At 44.8% G+C, this 18,759-nt stretch carries 6 protein-coding genes, 21 tRNA genes and 3 rRNA genes; 29 read left to right on the top strand and 1 reads right to left on the bottom strand.

Going from position 1 to position 18,759, the window contains the following annotated elements:
* The first annotated feature begins 503 nt into the window (after nt 1–503).
* The 29 genes from ACZ43M_RS22130 (at nt 504) to ACZ43M_RS21990 (ending at nt 13,508) form a co-directional block, all read left to right on the top strand.
* A 16S ribosomal RNA gene (locus ACZ43M_RS22130) occupies nt 504–2,053 on the top strand.
* 195 nt (nt 2,054–2,248) lie between these two features.
* Nucleotides 2,249–5,185, top strand: a 23S ribosomal RNA gene (locus ACZ43M_RS22125).
* A gap of 83 nt (nt 5,186–5,268) precedes the next feature.
* A 5S ribosomal RNA gene (rrf, locus tag ACZ43M_RS22120) occupies nt 5,269–5,385 on the top strand.
* The 16S, 23S and 5S rRNA genes sit together here with 21 tRNA genes alongside, the layout of an rRNA operon.
* Nucleotides 5,386–5,426: 41 nt before the next feature.
* Nucleotides 5,427–5,501, top strand: a tRNA-Glu gene (locus tag ACZ43M_RS22115).
* A 4-nt stretch (nt 5,502–5,505) separates the two neighbouring features.
* Nucleotides 5,506–5,581, top strand: a tRNA-Val gene (locus tag ACZ43M_RS22110).
* A gap of 161 nt (nt 5,582–5,742) precedes the next feature.
* A tRNA-Lys gene (locus ACZ43M_RS22105) sits at nt 5,743–5,818 on the top strand.
* A 9-nt stretch (nt 5,819–5,827) separates the two neighbouring features.
* Nucleotides 5,828–5,912 (top strand) — tRNA-Leu (locus ACZ43M_RS22100).
* 10 nt (nt 5,913–5,922) lie between these two features.
* Nucleotides 5,923–5,997 (top strand) — tRNA-Gly (locus tag ACZ43M_RS22095).
* A 5-nt stretch (nt 5,998–6,002) separates the two neighbouring features.
* A tRNA-Leu gene (locus ACZ43M_RS22090) sits at nt 6,003–6,091 on the top strand.
* Nucleotides 6,092–6,109: 18 nt separating this feature from the next.
* Nucleotides 6,110–6,186 (top strand) — tRNA-Arg (locus ACZ43M_RS22085).
* Nucleotides 6,187–6,202: 16 nt separating this feature from the next.
* Nucleotides 6,203–6,279 (top strand) — tRNA-Pro (locus ACZ43M_RS22080).
* Between the two features lie 14 nt (nt 6,280–6,293).
* Nucleotides 6,294–6,369: transfer RNA gene (locus ACZ43M_RS22075), tRNA-Ala, on the top strand.
* Between the two features lie 18 nt (nt 6,370–6,387).
* Nucleotides 6,388–6,464: transfer RNA gene (locus tag ACZ43M_RS22070), tRNA-Met, on the top strand.
* Between the two features lie 183 nt (nt 6,465–6,647).
* A tRNA-Ile gene (locus ACZ43M_RS22065) sits at nt 6,648–6,724 on the top strand.
* Nucleotides 6,725–6,741: 17 nt separating this feature from the next.
* Nucleotides 6,742–6,834 (top strand) — tRNA-Ser (locus ACZ43M_RS22060).
* Between the two features lie 161 nt (nt 6,835–6,995).
* Nucleotides 6,996–7,069, top strand: a tRNA-Met gene (locus ACZ43M_RS22055).
* A gap of 3 nt (nt 7,070–7,072) precedes the next feature.
* Nucleotides 7,073–7,149, top strand: a tRNA-Asp gene (locus ACZ43M_RS22050).
* A 7-nt stretch (nt 7,150–7,156) separates the two neighbouring features.
* A tRNA-Phe gene (locus ACZ43M_RS22045) sits at nt 7,157–7,229 on the top strand.
* 24 nt (nt 7,230–7,253) lie between these two features.
* A tRNA-His gene (locus tag ACZ43M_RS22040) sits at nt 7,254–7,329 on the top strand.
* Nucleotides 7,330–7,334: 5 nt separating this feature from the next.
* A tRNA-Gly gene (locus ACZ43M_RS22035) sits at nt 7,335–7,408 on the top strand.
* 4 nt (nt 7,409–7,412) lie between these two features.
* Nucleotides 7,413–7,489 (top strand) — tRNA-Ile (locus ACZ43M_RS22030).
* Between the two features lie 35 nt (nt 7,490–7,524).
* Nucleotides 7,525–7,599 (top strand) — tRNA-Asn (locus ACZ43M_RS22025).
* 3 nt (nt 7,600–7,602) lie between these two features.
* Nucleotides 7,603–7,690 (top strand) — tRNA-Ser (locus ACZ43M_RS22020).
* 6 nt (nt 7,691–7,696) lie between these two features.
* Nucleotides 7,697–7,768 (top strand) — tRNA-Glu (locus ACZ43M_RS22015).
* Nucleotides 7,769–7,954: 186 nt separating this feature from the next.
* A complete protein-coding gene (locus ACZ43M_RS22010) occupies nt 7,955–9,415 on the top strand; it encodes a sensor histidine kinase (protein ID WP_464504667.1) in 1,461 nt (486 codons plus the stop codon).
* Entirely contained in the window at nt 9,408–10,208 is an 801-nt protein-coding gene (locus ACZ43M_RS22005; RefSeq protein WP_464504666.1) for a response regulator transcription factor, read from the top strand. The genes ACZ43M_RS22010 and ACZ43M_RS22005 overlap by 8 nt, the downstream gene beginning before the upstream one ends.
* A 140-nt stretch (nt 10,209–10,348) precedes the next feature.
* Nucleotides 10,349–11,647, top strand: a complete 1,299-nt coding sequence (locus ACZ43M_RS22000; RefSeq protein WP_464504665.1) for an ABC transporter substrate-binding protein — start codon at nt 10,349–10,351, stop codon at nt 11,645–11,647.
* Nucleotides 11,648–11,757: 110 nt separating this feature from the next.
* Nucleotides 11,758–12,687, top strand: a complete 930-nt coding sequence (locus tag ACZ43M_RS21995; protein WP_464508087.1) for a carbohydrate ABC transporter permease — start codon at nt 11,758–11,760, stop codon at nt 12,685–12,687.
* Nucleotides 12,687–13,508: a carbohydrate ABC transporter permease gene (locus ACZ43M_RS21990; RefSeq protein ID WP_464504664.1), complete on the top strand. Its 822-nt coding sequence runs from the start codon at nt 12,687–12,689 to the stop codon at nt 13,506–13,508. Before ACZ43M_RS21995 ends, ACZ43M_RS21990 begins: the two co-directional genes overlap by 1 nt.
* Nucleotides 13,509–13,614: 106 nt before the next feature.
* On the opposite strand, the gene ACZ43M_RS21985 is transcribed toward ACZ43M_RS21990, so the two are convergent.
* Entirely contained in the window at nt 13,615–18,750 is a 5,136-nt protein-coding gene (locus ACZ43M_RS21985) for a GH92 family glycosyl hydrolase (RefSeq protein ID WP_464504663.1), read from the bottom strand.
* Nucleotides 18,751–18,759: the final 9 nt, after the last annotated feature.

The raw sequence follows: 18,759 nt of genomic DNA, 5'->3' as shown, positions 1-18,759 counted from the left end.
ATTATTTGGTTAAAACGTTCGAAAAAGAGTATCTTTAATTACATATACGATTGTTGTCTGTTTTATGAGTATGATTCTTTATTCATTAATGGAATAGTGGCAAGGAACCCTTGATTTCCATATCCAATACCTTTATTTTATTTGGGTAACAAACTAATTTTTGAATTTAAGTTTCCCTGAAGTTTTATGAAGAAGTCTTTTTGAAGAAGTTTTATAAAAATTATATTGAAAACATATTTTAATCATGGTATATTAAATCTCGTCCTCTTCGAGAGCGTCAAAACAACATTGAAAAAGAAATTCAAAAAGTTGTTGACATTACGATGAGAGATATGTTAAATTAAAGAGGTCGCTTTTGAGCGGCTAGGTAAAAATGAGTGAAGAAATCCACTCAAGATATTATAGTTCTTTGAAAACTAAACAAACAAAAACGTCAACAATAAAATTATTCATTCCTAACGGAATGAAGCCAACGTAACTTTTATGAGCTAATCAACTCATCTTTTTTGGAGAGTTTGATCCTGGCTCAGGACGAACGCTGGCGGCGTGCCTAATACATGCAAGTCGAGCGAATCAATAGGAGCTTGCTCCTGTTGGTTAGCGGCGGACGGGTGAGTAACACGTGGGCAACCTGCCTGTAAGACTGGGATAACACCGGGAAACCGGTGCTAATACCGGATAATTCTTATCAACACATGTTGGTAAGCTGAAAGTCGGTTTACGCTGACACTTACAGATGGGCCCGCGGCGCATTAGCTAGTTGGTGAGGTAACGGCTCACCAAGGCGACGATGCGTAGCCGACCTGAGAGGGTGATCGGCCACACTGGGACTGAGACACGGCCCAGACTCCTACGGGAGGCAGCAGTAGGGAATCTTCCACAATGGACGAAAGTCTGATGGAGCAACGCCGCGTGAGCGAAGAAGGCCTTCGGGTCGTAAAGCTCTGTTGTCAGGGAAGAACAAGTATCGGAGTACCTGCCGGTACCTTGACGGTACCTGACCAGAAAGCCACGGCTAACTACGTGCCAGCAGCCGCGGTAATACGTAGGTGGCAAGCGTTGTCCGGAATTATTGGGCGTAAAGCGCGCGCAGGCGGTCCTTTAAGTCTGATGTGAAAGCCCACGGCTCAACCGTGGAGGGTCATTGGAAACTGGGGGACTTGAGTGCAGAAGAGGAAAGCGGAATTCCACGTGTAGCGGTGAAATGCGTAGAGATGTGGAGGAACACCAGTGGCGAAGGCGGCTTTCTGGTCTGTAACTGACGCTGAGGCGCGAAAGCGTGGGGAGCAAACAGGATTAGATACCCTGGTAGTCCACGCCGTAAACGATGAGTGCTAAGTGTTAGGGGGTTTCCGCCCCTTAGTGCTGCAGCTAACGCATTAAGCACTCCGCCTGGGGAGTACGGCCGCAAGGCTGAAACTCAAAGGAATTGACGGGGGCCCGCACAAGCGGTGGAGCATGTGGTTTAATTCGAAGCAACGCGAAGAACCTTACCAGGTCTTGACATCCTCTGACACTCCTAGAGATAGGACTTTCCCCTTCGGGGGACAGAGTGACAGGTGGTGCATGGTTGTCGTCAGCTCGTGTCGTGAGATGTTGGGTTAAGTCCCGCAACGAGCGCAACCCTTGATCTTAGTTGCCAGCATTTAGTTGGGCACTCTAAGGTGACTGCCGGTGACAAACCGGAGGAAGGTGGGGATGACGTCAAATCATCATGCCCCTTATGACCTGGGCTACACACGTGCTACAATGGATGGTACAAAGGGCTGCAAAACCGCGAGGTTGAGCCAATCCCATAAAACCATTCTCAGTTCGGATTGCAGGCTGCAACTCGCCTGCATGAAGCCGGAATCGCTAGTAATCGCGGATCAGCATGCCGCGGTGAATACGTTCCCGGGCCTTGTACACACCGCCCGTCACACCACGAGAGTTTGTAACACCCGAAGTCGGTGGGGTAACCGTAAGGAGCCAGCCGCCTAAGGTGGGACAGATGATTGGGGTGAAGTCGTAACAAGGTAGCCGTATCGGAAGGTGCGGCTGGATCACCTCCTTTCTAAGGAATAGTTAGTCCTTACGGACTAATAAAACGTTGATTGTTTTCTGTTTGTTTAGTTTTGAGGGAATTATTCTCTCGAAACTTTTTTGTTCCTTGAAAACTAGATAATCGTAAGAAGAAGTAACCAAGTAAAAACCGAGTGATCGCCATTTTAGTTTTTCTCTCTAATGAATGTTAGAGTAAAACCTTTTAGGTTAAGTTAGAAAGGGCGCACGGTGGATGCCTTGGCACTAGGAGCCGATGAAGGACGGGACTAACACCGATATGCTTCGGGGAGCTGTAAGTAAGCTTTGATCCGGAGATTTCCGAATGGGGGAACCCACTGCTCGTAATGGAGCAGTATCTTTACCTGAATACATAGGGTATGGAAGGCAGACCCGGGGAACTGAAACATCTAAGTACCCGGAGGAAGAGAAAGCAAACGCGATTCCCTGAGTAGCGGCGAGCGAAACGGGAACAGCCCAAACCGAAAGGCTTGCCTTTCGGGGTTGTAGGACACTCAACATGGAGTTACAAAGGAACGGGGTAAATGAAGCGGCCTGGAAAGGCCAGCCGTAGAAGGTAAAAGCCCTGTAGTTGAAACTTCGTTCCCTCCTGAGTGGATCCTGAGTACGGCCGGACACGTGAAATCCGGTCGGAAGCAGGGAGGACCATCTCCCAAGGCTAAATACTCCCTAGTGACCGATAGTGAACCAGTACCGTGAGGGAAAGGTGAAAAGCACCCCGGAAGGGGAGTGAAATAGTACCTGAAACCGTGTGCCTACAAGTAGTCAAAGCCCATTCATGGGTAATGGCGTGCCTTTTGTAGAATGAACCGGCGAGTTACGATTACATGCGAGGTTAAGTTGAAAAGACGGAGCCGCAGCGAAAGCGAGTCTGAATAGGGCGTCATAGTATGTAGTCGTAGACCCGAAACCAGGTGATCTACCCATGTCCAGGGTGAAGTCCAGGTAACACTGGATGGAGGCCCGAACCCACGCACGTTGAAAAGTGCGGGGATGAGGTGTGGGTAGCGGAGAAATTCCAATCGAACTTGGAGATAGCTGGTTCTCTCCGAAATAGCTTTAGGGCTAGCCTCACGTAGTAAGAGTCTTGGAGGTAGAGCACTGTTTGGACTAGGGGCCCTCATCGGGTTACCGAATTCAGACAAACTCCGAATGCCAATGACTTATCCGTGGGAGTCAGACTGCGAGTGATAAGATCCGTAGTCAAAAGGGAAACAGCCCAGACCACCAGCTAAGGTCCCAAAGTATACGTTAAGTGGAAAAGGATGTGGAGTTGCTTAGACAACCAGGATGTTGGCTTAGAAGCAGCCACCATTTAAAGAGTGCGTAATAGCTCACTGGTCGAGTGACTCTGCGCCGAAAATGTACCGGGGCTAAACGTATCACCGAAGCTGTGGGTGGACACCATTAGGTGTCCGCGGTAGGAGAGCGTTCTAAGGGCGTTGAAGCTAGACCGTAAGGACTGGTGGAGCGCTTAGAAGTGAGAATGCCGGTATGAGTAGCGAAAGACGGGTGAGAATCCCGTCCACCGTATGCCTAAGGTTTCCTGAGGAAGGCTCGTCCGCTCAGGGTTAGTCGGGACCTAAGCCGAGGCCGAAAGGCGTAGGCGATGGACAACAGGTTGATATTCCTGTACCACCTCTTTATCGTTTGAGTGATGGGGGGACGCAGGAGGATAGGGTAAGCGCGCTGCTGGTTATGCGCGTGTAAGCAGTTAGGCTGAGAAGCAGGAAAATCCGCTTCTCACATAAGGCTGAGCTGTGATGCCGAGGGAAATATAGTACCGAAGTTCCTGATTCCACACTGCCAAGAAAAGCCTCTAGCGAGATAAAAGGTGCCCGTACCGCAAACCGACACAGGTAGGCGAGGAGAGAATCCTAAGGTGAGCGAGAGAACTCTCGTTAAGGAACTCGGCAAAATGACCCCGTAACTTCGGGAGAAGGGGTGCTCATTACGGTGAATAGCTGTGATGAGCCGCAGTGAATAGGCCCAGGCGACTGTTTAGCAAAAACACAGGTCTCTGCGAAGCCGCAAGGCGAAGTATAGGGGCTGACGCCTGCCCGGTGCTGGAAGGTTAAGAGGAGGGGTTAGCGTAAGCGAAGCTCTGAATCGAAGCCCCAGTAAACGGCGGCCGTAACTATAACGGTCCTAAGGTAGCGAAATTCCTTGTCGGGTAAGTTCCGACCCGCACGAAAGGCGTAACGATCTGGGCACTGTCTCAACGAGAGACTCGGTGAAATTATAGTACCTGTGAAGATGCAGGTTACCCGCGACAGGACGGAAAGACCCCGTGGAGCTTTACTGTAGCCTGATATTGAATTTTGGTACAGCTTGTACAGGATAGGTAGGAGCCTGAGAAGCCGGAGCGCCAGCTTCGGTGGAGGCGTCGGTGGGATACTACCCTGGCTGTATTGAAATTCTAACCCGCACCCCTGATCGGGGTGGGAGACAGTGTCAGGTGGGCAGTTTGACTGGGGCGGTCGCCTCCCAAAGAGTAACGGAGGCGCCCAAAGGTTCCCTCAGAATGGTTGGAAATCATTCGTAGAGTGTAAAGGCACAAGGGAGCTTGACTGCGAGACCTACAAGTCGAGCAGGGACGAAAGTCGGGCTTAGTGATCCGGTGGTTCCGCATGGAAGGGCCATCGCTCAACGGATAAAAGCTACCCCGGGGATAACAGGCTTATCTCCCCCAAGAGTCCACATCGACGGGGAGGTTTGGCACCTCGATGTCGGCTCATCGCATCCTGGGGCTGTAGTCGGTCCCAAGGGTTGGGCTGTTCGCCCATTAAAGCGGTACGCGAGCTGGGTTCAGAACGTCGTGAGACAGTTCGGTCCCTATCCGTCGTGGGCGCAGGAAATTTGAGAGGAGCTGTCCTTAGTACGAGAGGACCGGGATGGACGCACCGCTGGTGTACCAGTTGTCTTGCCAAAGGCATCGCTGGGTAGCTATGTGCGGACGGGATAAGTGCTGAAAGCATCTAAGCATGAAGCCCCCCTCAAGATGAGATTTCCCATAGCGTCAAGCTAGTAAGATCCCTGAAAGATGATCAGGTTGATAGGTCAGAGGTGGAAGCATGGTGACATGTGGAGCTGACTGATACTAATCGATCGAGGACTTAACCAAGTCATGTATTACTGGTGAACTCGTTTTTACAACACTTCTTCTGCATTATCTAGTTTTGAGGGAATGAAACCTAAAAAAAATAGTCTGGCAACTATGGCGAGAAGGTCACACCCGTTCCCATACCGAACACGGAAGTTAAGCTTCTCAGCGCCGATGGTAGTTGGGGCGAAAGCCCCTGTGAGAGTAGGACGTTGCCGGGCTAAGCCCCTTTTGGGGCTATTATTTTGTCTACATTATAGTTGGCCCCTTGGTCAAGCGGTTAAGACACCGCCCTTTCACGGCGGTAACACGGGTTCGAATCCCGTAGGGGTCACCATTTCGGAGGATTAGCTCAGCTGGGAGAGCATCTGCCTTACAAGCAGAGGGTCGGCGGTTCGATCCCGTCATCCTCCACCACTTAAATTAAAGTATGAGCCATTAGCTCAGTTGGTAGAGCAACGAGCAAAGCTTCTATGAAAAGGCTGCGAGTTGTACATGCCGAGCCGCTTCTTGAATATTCTTTCTGAGGCGGGGACATCTGACGTCCACAATCAAAATTTAGGGAATCATCATAGTATGAGCCATTAGCTCAGTTGGTAGAGCATCTGACTTTTAATCAGAGGGTCGAAGGTTCGAATCCTTCATGGCTCACCATCAAATATTGCGGGTGTGGCGGAATTGGCAGACGCACCAGACTTAGGATCTGGCGCCGCAAGGCGTGGGGGTTCGACTCCCTTCACCCGCACCATTTATATTTTGCGGAAGTAGTTCAGTGGTAGAACACCACCTTGCCAAGGTGGGGGTCGCGGGTTCGAATCCCGTCTTCCGCTCCAGAAATGCCGGGGTGGCGGAACTGGCAGACGCACAGGACTTAAAATCCTGCGGTAGGTGACTACCGTACCGGTTCGATTCCGGTCCTCGGCACCATTTATTTCAATCTTATATGCGCCCGTAGCTCAATTGGATAGAGCGTCTGACTACGGATCAGAAGGTTATGGGTTCGACTCCTGTCGGGCGCGCCATTTTAAATTATATTTTCGGGAAATAGCTCAGCTTGGTAGAGCACTTGGTTTGGGACCAAGGGGTCGCAGGTTCGAATCCTGTTTTCCCGACCATCTTACATGATTATGGGGCCTTAGCTCAGCTGGGAGAGCGCCTGCTTTGCACGCAGGAGGTCAGCGGTTCGATCCCGCTAGGCTCCACCATAACTCAATTAGAAATTTGGCGGTGTAGCTCAGCTGGCTAGAGCGTACGGTTCATACCCGTAAGGTCGGGGGTTCGATCCCCTCCGCCGCTACCAAATTGTCTCATAACCATATTGGTTAATGAACCTTTACTTGGACCTTTAGCTCAGCTGGTTAGAGCAACGAGCAAGGCTTCCTTGAACAAGCTGCGAGTTGTACCCATCGAACTGCTGCTTGAATAAGCTTTCTGAGATGGGGACAGACAGATTTTAACCATATTGGTTAATGAACCTTTACTTGGACCTTTAGCTCAGCTGGTTAGAGCAGACGGCTCATAACCGTCCGGTCGTAGGTTCGAGTCCTACAAGGTCCACCAATAGTTTTATATATAATGGAGGAATACCCAAGTCTGGCTGAAGGGATCGGTCTTGAAAACCGACAGGCGGGTTAAACCGCGCGGGGGTTCGAATCCCTCTTCCTCCGCCATTATAAACACATTTTTATTGTCGCGGGGTGGAGCAACGACCATTGCATCGTTGAATATTCTGCGAGTTGTATCAATCGAGCTGCTGCTTGAATAAGCTTACTGAGATTGATACAGTCATACGTTAGCTTTTAGCATGACGTAATCTTATACTTCTTATTGTCGCGGGGTGGAGCAGTCCGGTAGCTCGTCGGGCTCATAACCCGAAGGTCGCAGGTTCAAATCCTGCCCCCGCAATTCGGTCTGGTAGTTCAGTTGGTTAGAATGCCTGCCTGTCACGCAGGAGGTCGCGGGTTCGAGTCCCGTCCAGACCGCCACTAAAGTGGCTCAGTAGCTCAGTCGGTAGAGCAATGGACTGAAAATCCATGTGTCGGCGGTTCGATTCCGTCCTGAGCCACCTTCTATTTAAAAATAAATCACGGCGGTTGTGGCGAAGTGGTTAACGCATCGGATTGTGGTTCCGACATTCGAGGGTTCGATTCCCTTCAGCCGCCCCATACATGCGGGTGTAGTTTAGTGGTAAAACCACAGCCTTCCAAGCTGTTGTTGTGAGTTCGATTCTCATCACCCGCTCCATTATGGGCCTATAGCTCAGCTGGTTAGAGCGCACGCCTGATAAGCGTGAGGTCGATGGTTCGAGTCCATTTAGGCCCACCATATAATTTGCATTGAGTATGCAGCTTTCTTATTATTCCGCAGTAGCTCAGTGGTAGAGCTATCGGCTGTTAACCGATCGGTCGCAGGTTCGAATCCTGCCTGCGGAGCCATATAGAGAAGTACCCAAGTGGCTCAAGGGGCTCCCCTGCTAAGGGAGTAGGTCGCGGAAGCGGCGCGAGGGTTCGAATCCCTTCTTCTCTGTAATTTGGCCCCTTGGTCAAGCGGTTAAGACACCGCCCTTTCACGGCGGTAACACGGGTTCGAATCCCGTAGGGGTCATACAAAGGGACTGATGACAATATGTCATCAGTTTTTTTGTGTTTTCTGTTGATTACTCACATACTTGATATAAAATGGTACTTTGGGCTTAAAAAAAGTCAGAATCATTTGGATTCAATTGAATTTGGAAGAGGTTGGGTTTAAACTAAAAAATAGCCCATAAAAGGAAAAGAGAGGAAGTAATCTGTGGTATCTATCCGTACTAAAATTATTGTGTACTCCATGGTCCTTGTACTCCTAATTAATAGTGTTGCTTATTTTTTGTTTCAAAACAGCCAAAAATCCGGTGAAGAATATAATGCCATCTTGCAAAGATTCTTTTTGTTAAATGACCTATCTATCAGTACAAAAGCTGTCTACGAGTCCATAGATGATTATTTGCTTGATCATTCTAGTGATAGACTGGGCAGTTATTCATCTGAACGGGAAAAGTTAAAATCTTTGCAAGCCCAACTAAAAATACATATTAACCAAGATATTGCAGTAAAGAATTACTATTACTTGATTGAAAGTTTTCTAGACGAATGCAGTGTGATCATAAATGCATATGATCGAAATGAGATTGAGGTTTACTCGGCCCATTTAACGGAATTGTCAAGAATATCGCTATACATACAAGAGGCGACATTGGCATTAATTAATCATGAATTAACGAATTATCAAACGTTCTATAGAGAAATGCATAAAAGAAACGAGCTCTTCAGCTCAATTGGCATTTTTATTTTTGCTATAACCATATTTCTCAGCCTATTATTTGCCCTTTGGTTTTCAAAAGGGATGACGAAGCCAATAACCCATTTATCACAGGCTGCGAAGGAAATTTCGGCGGGTAAATTTGACGGTCCTGATATTAAAGCACCTACAAGGGATGAACTTCGTTTTCTGGCCGAAACATTTAATAATATGAGAGAAAATATTCGCCGATTAATTCAGGAAATTAAACAGAAATCAGAGTTAGACAACTTGTTAAAAGAAATGGAACTTAAGAGTTTGCAAAATCAAATAAATCCTCATTTTCTCTTTAATACATTAAATACTGTTTCAAGAATGGCCTACATTGAAGGTGCGGAACGGACTAGTGATTTGATTGATTCCGTAGCGGCATTACTAAGATACAATCTGGGCAGCCTGGACAAACCGACGACTTTGAAGGAGGAGGTCGCCGTCGTTCATAATTATTTTTTTATCCAAATGACCAGGTTTGGTGACAGGGTACAGTTTAAGAAGGAGATTGATGAGTCTTGCTTATCACTCCCAATACCTTCTTTAACATTGCAGCCAATTATTGAAAATGCATTTATCCACGGCGTTGAGTCTTATGAGCGCGATGCAGTTTTAAGTCTTCGGGTTTATAAAAAAAATAGTCAAGTCATTGTTGAAGTAGCAGACAATGGGGTTGGAATGGATGAACAAACAAAGAAAAGATTAGTGGAGCTAGATGATACTATGCACTACAGTCAACAATCAACCAAGCACACCGGGCATTCGACAGGGATTGGACTTCAAAATGTAATAAAGCGATTGCAATTATTTTATGGACAGGACCAGGTAGTTGAAATTCAATCCAAAAAGGGTGAGGGAACGGTAATTGTGCTAATGCTCCCAGTTGCTGCTGAAAGTGAGGTTATCGCAAAAGGTTATGTATAAATTACTAATTGTAGATGATGAGATGCTGGAAAGACAGGTACTTAGGCTGATTGTATCAACAAAATTAAAAGAGATAGAGATTGTTGGAGAGGCTGAAAACGGGAGAAAAGCAATCCAACTGGCTCACCAATTTGCTCCTGATATCATCATTATGGACATTAAAATGCCAGGGATTGATGGTATTGAGGCAGTAAAATTAATTAAAGACCAGCAGCCACATATAAAAGTCATCATGCTATCAGCATTTGATAAATTCGAGTATGCAAGACAAGTCATGCAGCAGGGTGTGAAAGAATATTTATTAAAACCTGCCCGAAAAGATGAACTAGTTGCAGCAGTAGAGCGGATTCTTTCCGAACTCAAGATGGAAAGACAGGAAAAAGAAGAGCAAGAAAGTTTAAGAAGAAAACTTCAGTCAGCGATAGTACCTATTGAAACCGAAGAAATGGATTGGAATCTTGTTTATGAAGACAAAAAGATGAATAAAGTAAAAGGATTTATAGAGGAGAACTTTACTAAGTCAATTTCATTAGAAGATGCAGCGGAGCATGTTGGTATTAGTCCCTATTATTTAAGTAAGTTGTTTAAAGAACGATTTTCTGTTAATTTTATTGATTACCTTACTCAATTACGGGTAGATAAGGCCAAGGAAATGATGAAAAATCCAGAAAGCAGCTTGAAGGAAATCTGTTATAACGTTGGGTATAAGGACCCTAACTATTTTAGCAGGGTGTTTAAAAAAACTACTGGCCTTTCTCCTAGTGACTATAGAAGACGACTATTGATAGGGTAATCGAAAGATATTTCTTATATATCACAAAAAAGTGAAGATGAATGCAAAAGATTAAAGGAAGTTCCGGAACAGTTATCTGAATATTAGTGCTATATTGGTAAATGAAAGAGCTTTCATAAGGGAAGAGGGGGAGAAAATTAATGAAAAAAGCTTGGTCGATCATGTTAATAGTTTTGCTTATGGCTTCATTTGTATTAGCAGGCTGTAGCTCCGATACATCTTCTGGAGGAAATTCTTCCGGCAACAAATCGGGAAATAAAGATGCAACGCTGGATATTTTTAGTTGGTGGACAGGTGCTGGGGAAGAAGATGGATTAAAAGCATTAATTGAATTGTTTAAAGAGAAGCACCCGGATGTGAAAATTGAAAATGCAGCGGTAGCGGGTGGTGCAGGTACAAATGCAAAAGCAGTACTTGCCAGCAGGATGCAGGGAAATGATCCTCCTGCAACGTTCCAGGTTCACGGCGGATCCGAGCTAAATGACGGATGGGTGGCAGCCGGTAAAATGGAGACACTCGATGATCTTTATGAAAAGGAAGGCTGGAACGATAAGTTTCCAAAGGATTTAATTGACCTGGTGAGCAAGGATGGACATATTTATTCAGTTCCTGTAAATATTCATCGAGGAAACGTTCTCTGGTATAACAAAAAGATTTTTGCAGAGAACAATTTGGAGGCACCAAAAACATTTGATGATTTCTTTAAGGTGGCAGACGCTCTTAAAGCCAAAGGGATTACTCCTCTAGCACTTGGGGATAAAGAACCTTGGACAGCCACTCATTTGTTTGAAGATGTGCTATTAGGTACGCTGGGAGCAGATGACTATAAGAAATTATGGACAGGCGATCTCGCGTTTGATGATGCTAAGGTGAAAGAAGCGGTTGAAACATTCAAGAAAATGTTATCTTACGTAAATGAAGACCATAGCTCAAGAAACTGGCAGGATGCTTCACAGCTTGTAGGAACCGGAGAAGCAGCAATGAATGTGATGGGCGACTGGGCAAAAGGATATTTTTCAAATGATTTAAAGTTGAAAGCAAATGAAGACTTTGGCTGGGTTGCTACGCCAGGAACAGATGGATTGTTTATGGTAGTTACGGACACATTTGGCTTGCCAAAAGGTGTGGATAATCCGGATGATGTAGAGAAATGGCTTTCTGTCTTAGGATCTGTTGAAGGGCAAGATGCATTCAATCCATTAAAAGGATCCATTCCTGCCAGGATTGATGCAGACAAATCGAAATACGATGTTTATGGACAGCAAACAATGGAAGAATTTAAAACAGCCAAACTGGCTCCAAGTTTGGCACATGGTTCGGCTGCGCCAGAAGGATTTTTAACAAAGGTAAACCAAGCGGTCAATATTTTCGTAACGCAACAGAAAGTGGATCAATTTGTAGATTCGTTGAAAAATGCATCTGGTGATCTTAAAAAGTAAACCATTGCGGGGAGGAGAGGACGGTGTCTCTCTTCCCTTTTTTCATAGGGGGGACATAAGTGGAAACTGTTAAAACACCACCATCACTGGAAAATCAATCAAAATTAGCAATTACGGAAACAAAAAGAAACCGCCCTTTGATAAATGACAGGGTTAAGGCAATTATTTGTCTGCTTCCTTCCATAATCCTGATTGCCATTTTCGTCTATGGCTTTATAGGATGGACGGGATACGTCTCGTTAAGCAATTGGAATACTCTAATTCCTGACTTTTCCTTTGCCGGACTTAAAAATTATGCTTATTTGTTCAATGATTTTCGCTTTCAGGCGGATTTAAGAAATACGCTTTTCTTTACATTGTTTTTTATCATTGCCGTTCTTGGTTCAGGACTACTGCTAGCCATTTTACTGGATCAAAAAATCAAAGCGGAATCATTGTTTCGGAATATTTTCTTCTTCCCAATGGCCTTATCATTTGTAGTGACAGGTGTTGTTTGGCAATGGATCTTGAATCCTTCAACAGGTGTGAACCTGATTTTGAAAGAGTTCGGAATATCACCGAAGTGGTATACAAGCGTCACGATTATTCCGGGGATAGAATGGGGAACAATTGAATTTGGTGTCCCTGTGGCTATTATTGCGGTCGTTATTGCAGCCATGTGGCAAATGACGGGTTTTTCAGTTGCAATGTACTTGGCTGGACTGCGTGGAATTCCTGATGAATTGCGGGAAGCGGCTCGGATCGATGGGGCATCTGAATTCCAAATCTTTATTAAAATTATATTTCCTTTGTTAATGCCAATTACAGTTAGTGTCATCATCATTATGGCCCATATCTCACTTAAAATCTTTGATTTGATCTATGCGATGACTGGACCAGGAGCCAACTTTGTGACGGATGTCCCGGGGGTATATATGTTTGAAACGACCTTCCGCGGCAATTATTATGCTAACGGAGCAGCAATTACTATTATTATGTTGTTATCTGTTGCCATTTTTATTATCCCGTATTTAATTTCAAGCAGAAAGGGTGGAAGCTAATGTCGGTTCGAGTAGTAACCCGCCCGGCTCTTTATGCGCTATTAATTGTCTTTAGTTTGTTTTTTCTAATGCCAGTTTATCTAATGCTTATTACAAGCATTAAGCCGCTTGATCAGATTACATTGGCGCAAATGTGGGAGCTTCCAAAGGCAATTGATTTTACTAGTTACAAAGAAGCGTTTGAAAAATTGGCACCGAACTTTGTGAACTCCATTTATCTGGTGATACCTGCCACCATTCTCTCGGCTTTATTGGGTTCCTTAAATGGATATGTCCTTTCGAAGTGGAAGTTTAAAGGGGCGGACTGGATTTTTACAGCGGTGCTGTTTGGGATGTTTATCCCTTATCAAAGCATTTTGATTCCGTTAATTCAATTTTTGCGGGAAATCGGTTTATATAATACAATTCCTGGCTTAGTTCTTGTGCATGTTGTGTACGGCATTCCAATTACAACCTTAATGTTCCGGAATTTTTATGCCAGCATACCAGTAGAAATGATTGAATCGGCACAAATTGACGGAGCAGGATTTTTCACGATTTTCCGTTATATCATGATTCCACTTTCAATTATCGGCTTTGTCGTGGTAGGGATATGGCAGTTTACAAATATTTGGAACGAGTTCTTATTTGCCGTTACGATTACAACATCCGATCAGCAACCGATTATGGTTGCGCTGCAAAATCTGTCCGGAAGCCAAATCGTGCAATGGAATGTTCAAATGGCAGGAGCGATCCTTGCGGCCTTGCCAACCTTGCTAGTTTATATTTTCCTCGGAAAATTCTTTGTAAAGGGATTGCTTGCCGGGTCCGTAAAAGGATAATAAGGTTTATCACTGCTCCATGGTATCATGGGGCATTTTCATTTTTTTGGACATTTCCACCATAAAAAGAATCCCGAAGAATAGGTATCTCCGGGATTCTTGTAAATCATTTAATAGAGTTGCTGTTATACAGTTGCTTAACTTGTTCCGGTGTCAGTGCCTGCTTATAAATTTTTAATTCGTCAATCAATCCAATGGTTTGAAGACCGCTTGGGCCCCATGGAGCTCCGCCAATAATGAGTGATCTAGTAGTCTGTGCAATTGGATTTGGTCCTGCTGAAATGTTCTCCACTTCTTCGCCATTGATATAGCCAATGACTTTGCCGTTTTGTTTCCATGTCAGTACTAAATGTGTCCATTGGTTCGCAGGTATGGTCCCCTTATTGAAGCTAAATCTATTACCGCTTGTATCCCACATTTCAGGATAAAGCCCGCCTTGGACGCCGAGTACATAACCGCTGCCGATTGGCGTATTCCCAATGAGTTTCTGGTCGGCGCTTGGATTTGGCAGATTGACCCATAGGCCAATTGTGAATTCGTCATCTCCATTCAAGAATGTAGAAGTTGGTACTTCCACATAGCCGCCGTTTAATTTTAATGCATTGCCATATTTACCCTGGGCGAAGGAGGCGTTATCTCTTAGCGTCCCATTATGCGCGTATGGTGAAGCATCTTTTGCAGCTGTCCCACTGCTTTCATCAAAGCTTAATGATAAAACAGGGCCAGGGTGGAGGGCTTTCACAACGCCCGATAATTCATTGATTTTAATCGGGTGCAAGCCCAGCAGTACATTATTTACCGTAAAGCTCACTGTCTCACTTTTGCCCGGGTCAAGTGTAACACTCTTTGATTCTTTTAATTCGCCTTCATAATAGAAGTCTAGTTTTTTCTCACCAGCTAACAGCCCAGTATTTTCTACCTTTACAGATACGGTTGCATTTTCACCAGGTGCGACCGTCGGGGCAGATAGCTCAGAAACTTCAAAAATAGGAACCTGTTTTACTTCCTCGTCATTTTTCCAGTGGCCATTGCCCGGATTGGCATTCGAGATTAATCGTGCTACAGAGATACTCAGTGCACTGACATCTGCACTCAACTCCTCTTTTGCTTTCTTGCTGATGTTACTAGAGGCGCTGGTTATAAAGGATAACGCGTCGTCCAGTTTCTTCGCTGATTGGTCGAAGTCTTCTTTTGCAAAATGATCCTGTGACTGAGTATACTTGGCATCAAATTGCTTCGCTAGCGATCCCTTGATATCTCCAGAGCTAACATACTTTTCAAATGCCTCTCGGACTTCTTCAAACTGCCCGGCAATATTGTCATAACCCAGTAATTCTACTTCAGCAAAAGTTGTCGAGGCATCGCCGCCATTGCCGGTAATCCGCAATCTGTAAAGAGAGTATTCTCCGGGGTTTTGAATCGCAAATGGCTTCGTAAAGGACCGCCATTTAAATTCAACATCAGCCCGTCGATCAAGGATCGTCCATTCCTTTCCATCCTTGGAACCGATGAGTTCCCAGCTTTTCGGATCTTGAGCCTTGTTGTCACCGGAGGTAATCGTATACATGACTGCTCTTTTTCCACTATTCTCAAATTTGTATTGGACCCATGGCTTATCGCCAGCTAAAGTCAGCTTTGTTTCCGAGTTATTATCAAACAGCAGGCTGGCAGCACCTTGATCACTATGTGAGGACTTGCCGTTAGCAGCACTGGTCAAATCCTTTAATGGGTCTGGCAGTATGGAAGACCCGTTAGTAGAAGGATTGGTAATCGATGTTGGCAATGCCTCAACACTAGTTCCCCACTTAGATGGTTTTGAGCCCATCTCAAATTCCAGAACAGCACCTTCCGCAAGCAGTTTATGTGAAATAGTATTCTTGTTGTAAGGCTTGCCGTTTACTTTTAAGCTTTGAACATATTTGTTCTTTTTACTTACATTTGGTGCTTTTATAACTAAGTCTTTTCCAGTTTCTAAATGAATCGTCATTTTTTCAAAGAAAGGTGCCCCAATTGCGTATTCCGGCAGACCCATTTGCAATGGATAAAAGCCTGCTGAGCTGAAAATATACCATGCTGACATTTCTCCGTTATCTTCATCACCAGCGTAGCCTTGGCCGATTTCACTGCCGATATAAAGGCGGGAAAGAATTTCACTAACCTTTTCCTGTGTTTTCCATGGCTGGCCGGCATAGTTATACATGTAAGGTATATGGTGGGAAGGCTGATTGCTGTGGCCGTACATGCCCATTCTGACATCTCTTGCCTCGCGAATTTCGTGTATGACGCCTCCATAGCCTCCTGGATATAACCCAGTTTCCGGAGTGGAGAAAAATTCGTCCAGTTTTTTAGCCAAGCCATCTCTGCCTCCGTATAAATTCGCTAGGCTCTGTCCGTCTTGAGGTACATGAAATGCCATATTCCATGCATTTGTTTCTGTATAGTCTCCTCCCCAATTTCGTGGATCAAAATCCTTAGCATCAACTCTCCAATCCCCTGAAGCATTTCGGCCCATAAAGAATCCCGCTTCTTTATTGAACATCTCAACGTAATTTTGCGAACGGGATAAATAATACTGATAATCAGTTAAATACTGTTGATATTTTGAATCATTCTTGTCTGTTTTATCAAGCAGGGCTTTTGCCATATTGGCGATACCAAAATCATTGATATAACCGTCAAGTGCCCATGATAATCCTTCACCAGTGGAAGTGCTGGTATAGCCATTGAAAATAGACGTTGACAGCCCTTTGCGGCCGACACTTTGATCTTTACTGTAAACCGCCGCATTTTTGAGGGCTGATTCATAGAAGGCTTCGATATCAAAATTGGTGATGCCCTTTTGGTATGCGTCACTGAAGGCAACATCAGAGCTGGTGCCGACCATTAAATTTGCATAGCCAGGTGAAGACCATCTGGACACCCATCCGCCATCCCTGTATTGCTGGACAAATCCATCAATCATTTCACCTGCTTGGGATGGTGTTAATAAGGTATAGGCTGGCCATGTAGTCCGATATGTGTCCCAGAACCCATTGTTAACATACGGCTTACCTTCCACGATTTTTGCACCGGTTTCAGTAGCTGTATTCTGGCCCACAGCCGGTGAAAAAGGACTGGCATACTTATAAACAGGCTTATCGACTGTACCTGTATTTTCAAATGCTATATTTGGGTATAAGAATAAGCGGTACATATTGGAGTACAGCGTTACAAGTTCGTCTTCGCTTGCACCCTCTACCTCAATAATGCCCAGTTTATCATTCCAAAGCTGTTTCGCTTGTTCCTTAATGGTATCAAATGTATCAGAAGGCTTGATATCCTGCTCGAGGTTCCTCTTCGCCTGCTCCACACTCAATAAGGAGGTAGCAATTTTCATCGTAACGGTTTTGTCAGCACTGGAGGTATCAAATTGCACATATCCTGTAACGTTGTCTCTGCCCTCGCCGGTTAACTTACCGCCACCTGCGATTTCTTTATCGAATGTCGCATAAACGAACATTCTTGTGGCACCAGTAGATAGTCCACTTTTTACATCGGTATACCCAGTAACTACATTATTTGCCTGATCTACTGTTAACCCGCCGCTGTTATTTACATTATCGAAGATGAGACTTGAGCTATCACCTGTAAACGAAAATTTAAACATCGCAGCACGGTTTGTTGGTGCCATTTCCGTTTGGATGCCATTTTCGAATTTAACACTGTAATAATAAGGCTTGGCCATTTCATTATCATGTTTAAAAGGCAGCGCCCTAGTATTACGGTTTGCACTTGGCTTAGCTTGTGCAGAAGGCATCACTTGGAATGTCTGCCTGTCACCCATCCAAGGACTTGTTTCATGGCTGAGGGAGAAGGCCTGCAAGACTGGTAGATTGTCACTGTTATTATTTTGCTGATAGCTGTATAGCCAGCTTGTTGAACCTGCATCAGTGGCTGGGGTCCAAAAGTTAAACCCGTGCGGCACAGCAACCGCAGGAAAATTGTTTCCACGGGAAAAGGTACTGTTTGCATTTGTTCCTCTTAAAATATTGACATAATCAGCAAGGCTGGAATAGGTTTTCTTAGCAGGACTACTGACAATCTTGATATCATCAATGCTGCCTTTTAAGACCCCCGGACCTTTTGGATTATGATAGGCAACTAGAATGCGATCAATGGTTTTTCCTTCGGCTGCTTTGCCGATGTTGGCCTCTTTGTAGTTCCATTGGTTGGCATAAAGTGTTTTAGAATCTCCTTGGTCTTTCGGATTTAATGCCACACCATGCTGGTCGATGGCGTTTAGTTCACTTAGGTAAGTACCATCTGTAAAGACTAGGTCCACTGAAACATAGGTACTGGAATAATCCAGCTCATTTTTGTCCATAAACTGTGGATGTATATAATAGGAAAGCTGCATATTTGGCGTAACCTTAATGTCCACATCGAAGACTTTGTTATAGGCATAGCCCTCACTAGCTGCTTCATGGCGGCCTTCATAAATTAACGATTGTTTTCCAGTCCAGCCAGCCTTTGTTTTGCCAGTATAACTGCTTGTCGGACCATCGCCCACATATACTTTCATGTCCGATGGCGGAGGAGGCGGCACATCAATCCCGTTTGACAGGGCAATTTCGGCCAATTGAGTTAAGCTATCTCCTGAGTTTTGTGTAATATTGAACCGGAAGTGAGTAAACTTGTCCTCGTTTTCGAACTCATATAGCTTTCTTTCAAACCTCTTCTCAAACTTTTGTCCCGCCTGGTTGTCTAAATCAACCCAGTTCTTGCCATCATTTGATCCTGATAATGTCCAGTCTTTTGGATCTCTTCCTTGTGCATCATTAGCTGAAGTGAAGGCATATTTTACAACATTTTGTGGTTCGTCGAAGGTCAATTCAATCGTGGCTGTCTTTTGACGTGCCAGCCATTTTGTTTGAGGATTTTGGTCAATTAACATTGATTCAACTTCATTCGGGGGATTGTTGGCACTTGCGGTGACTTTTGTTACTTTATTAGTAATATCCCCTTGAATACTGTCATACGGAAGCTCTCCAATCACCCCAGAGGATTTCTTATTGCCTTTACTATCCGTTTCTGCTGTGTTTTGCCATGTGGGCTGCGGGTCATCTTTTTCAAAGGAAGTGATAAAATCATTTGCTGTGGCAGCCTTCATTTTGTTTGAAGAAAGTGGAGAGACAGGAAGTAAAGACATTAATAGTACCATACAGAGGAATGCAGAAATCTTTGATACATAGTTTTTGTTCATTTAATACCT

This window comes from Neobacillus sp. B24 (assembly GCF_055381825.1).
This window is presented reverse-complemented; position numbering and strand designations above follow the sequence as displayed.

Excerpts from the sequence above, each read along its gene's own strand:
- ACZ43M_RS22005 (WP_464504666.1), top strand. The coding sequence starts at position 9,408 with ATGTATAAATTACTAATTGTAGATGATGAGATGCTGGAAAGACAGGTA.
- ACZ43M_RS22000 (WP_464504665.1), top strand. The coding sequence starts at position 10,349 with ATGAAAAAAGCTTGGTCGATCATGTTAATAGTTTTGCTTATGGCTTCA.
- ACZ43M_RS21990 (WP_464504664.1), top strand. The coding sequence starts at position 12,687 with ATGTCGGTTCGAGTAGTAACCCGCCCGGCTCTTTATGCGCTATTAATT.
- ACZ43M_RS21985 (WP_464504663.1), bottom strand. The coding sequence starts at position 18,750 with ATGAACAAAAACTATGTATCAAAGATTTCTGCATTCCTCTGTATGGTA.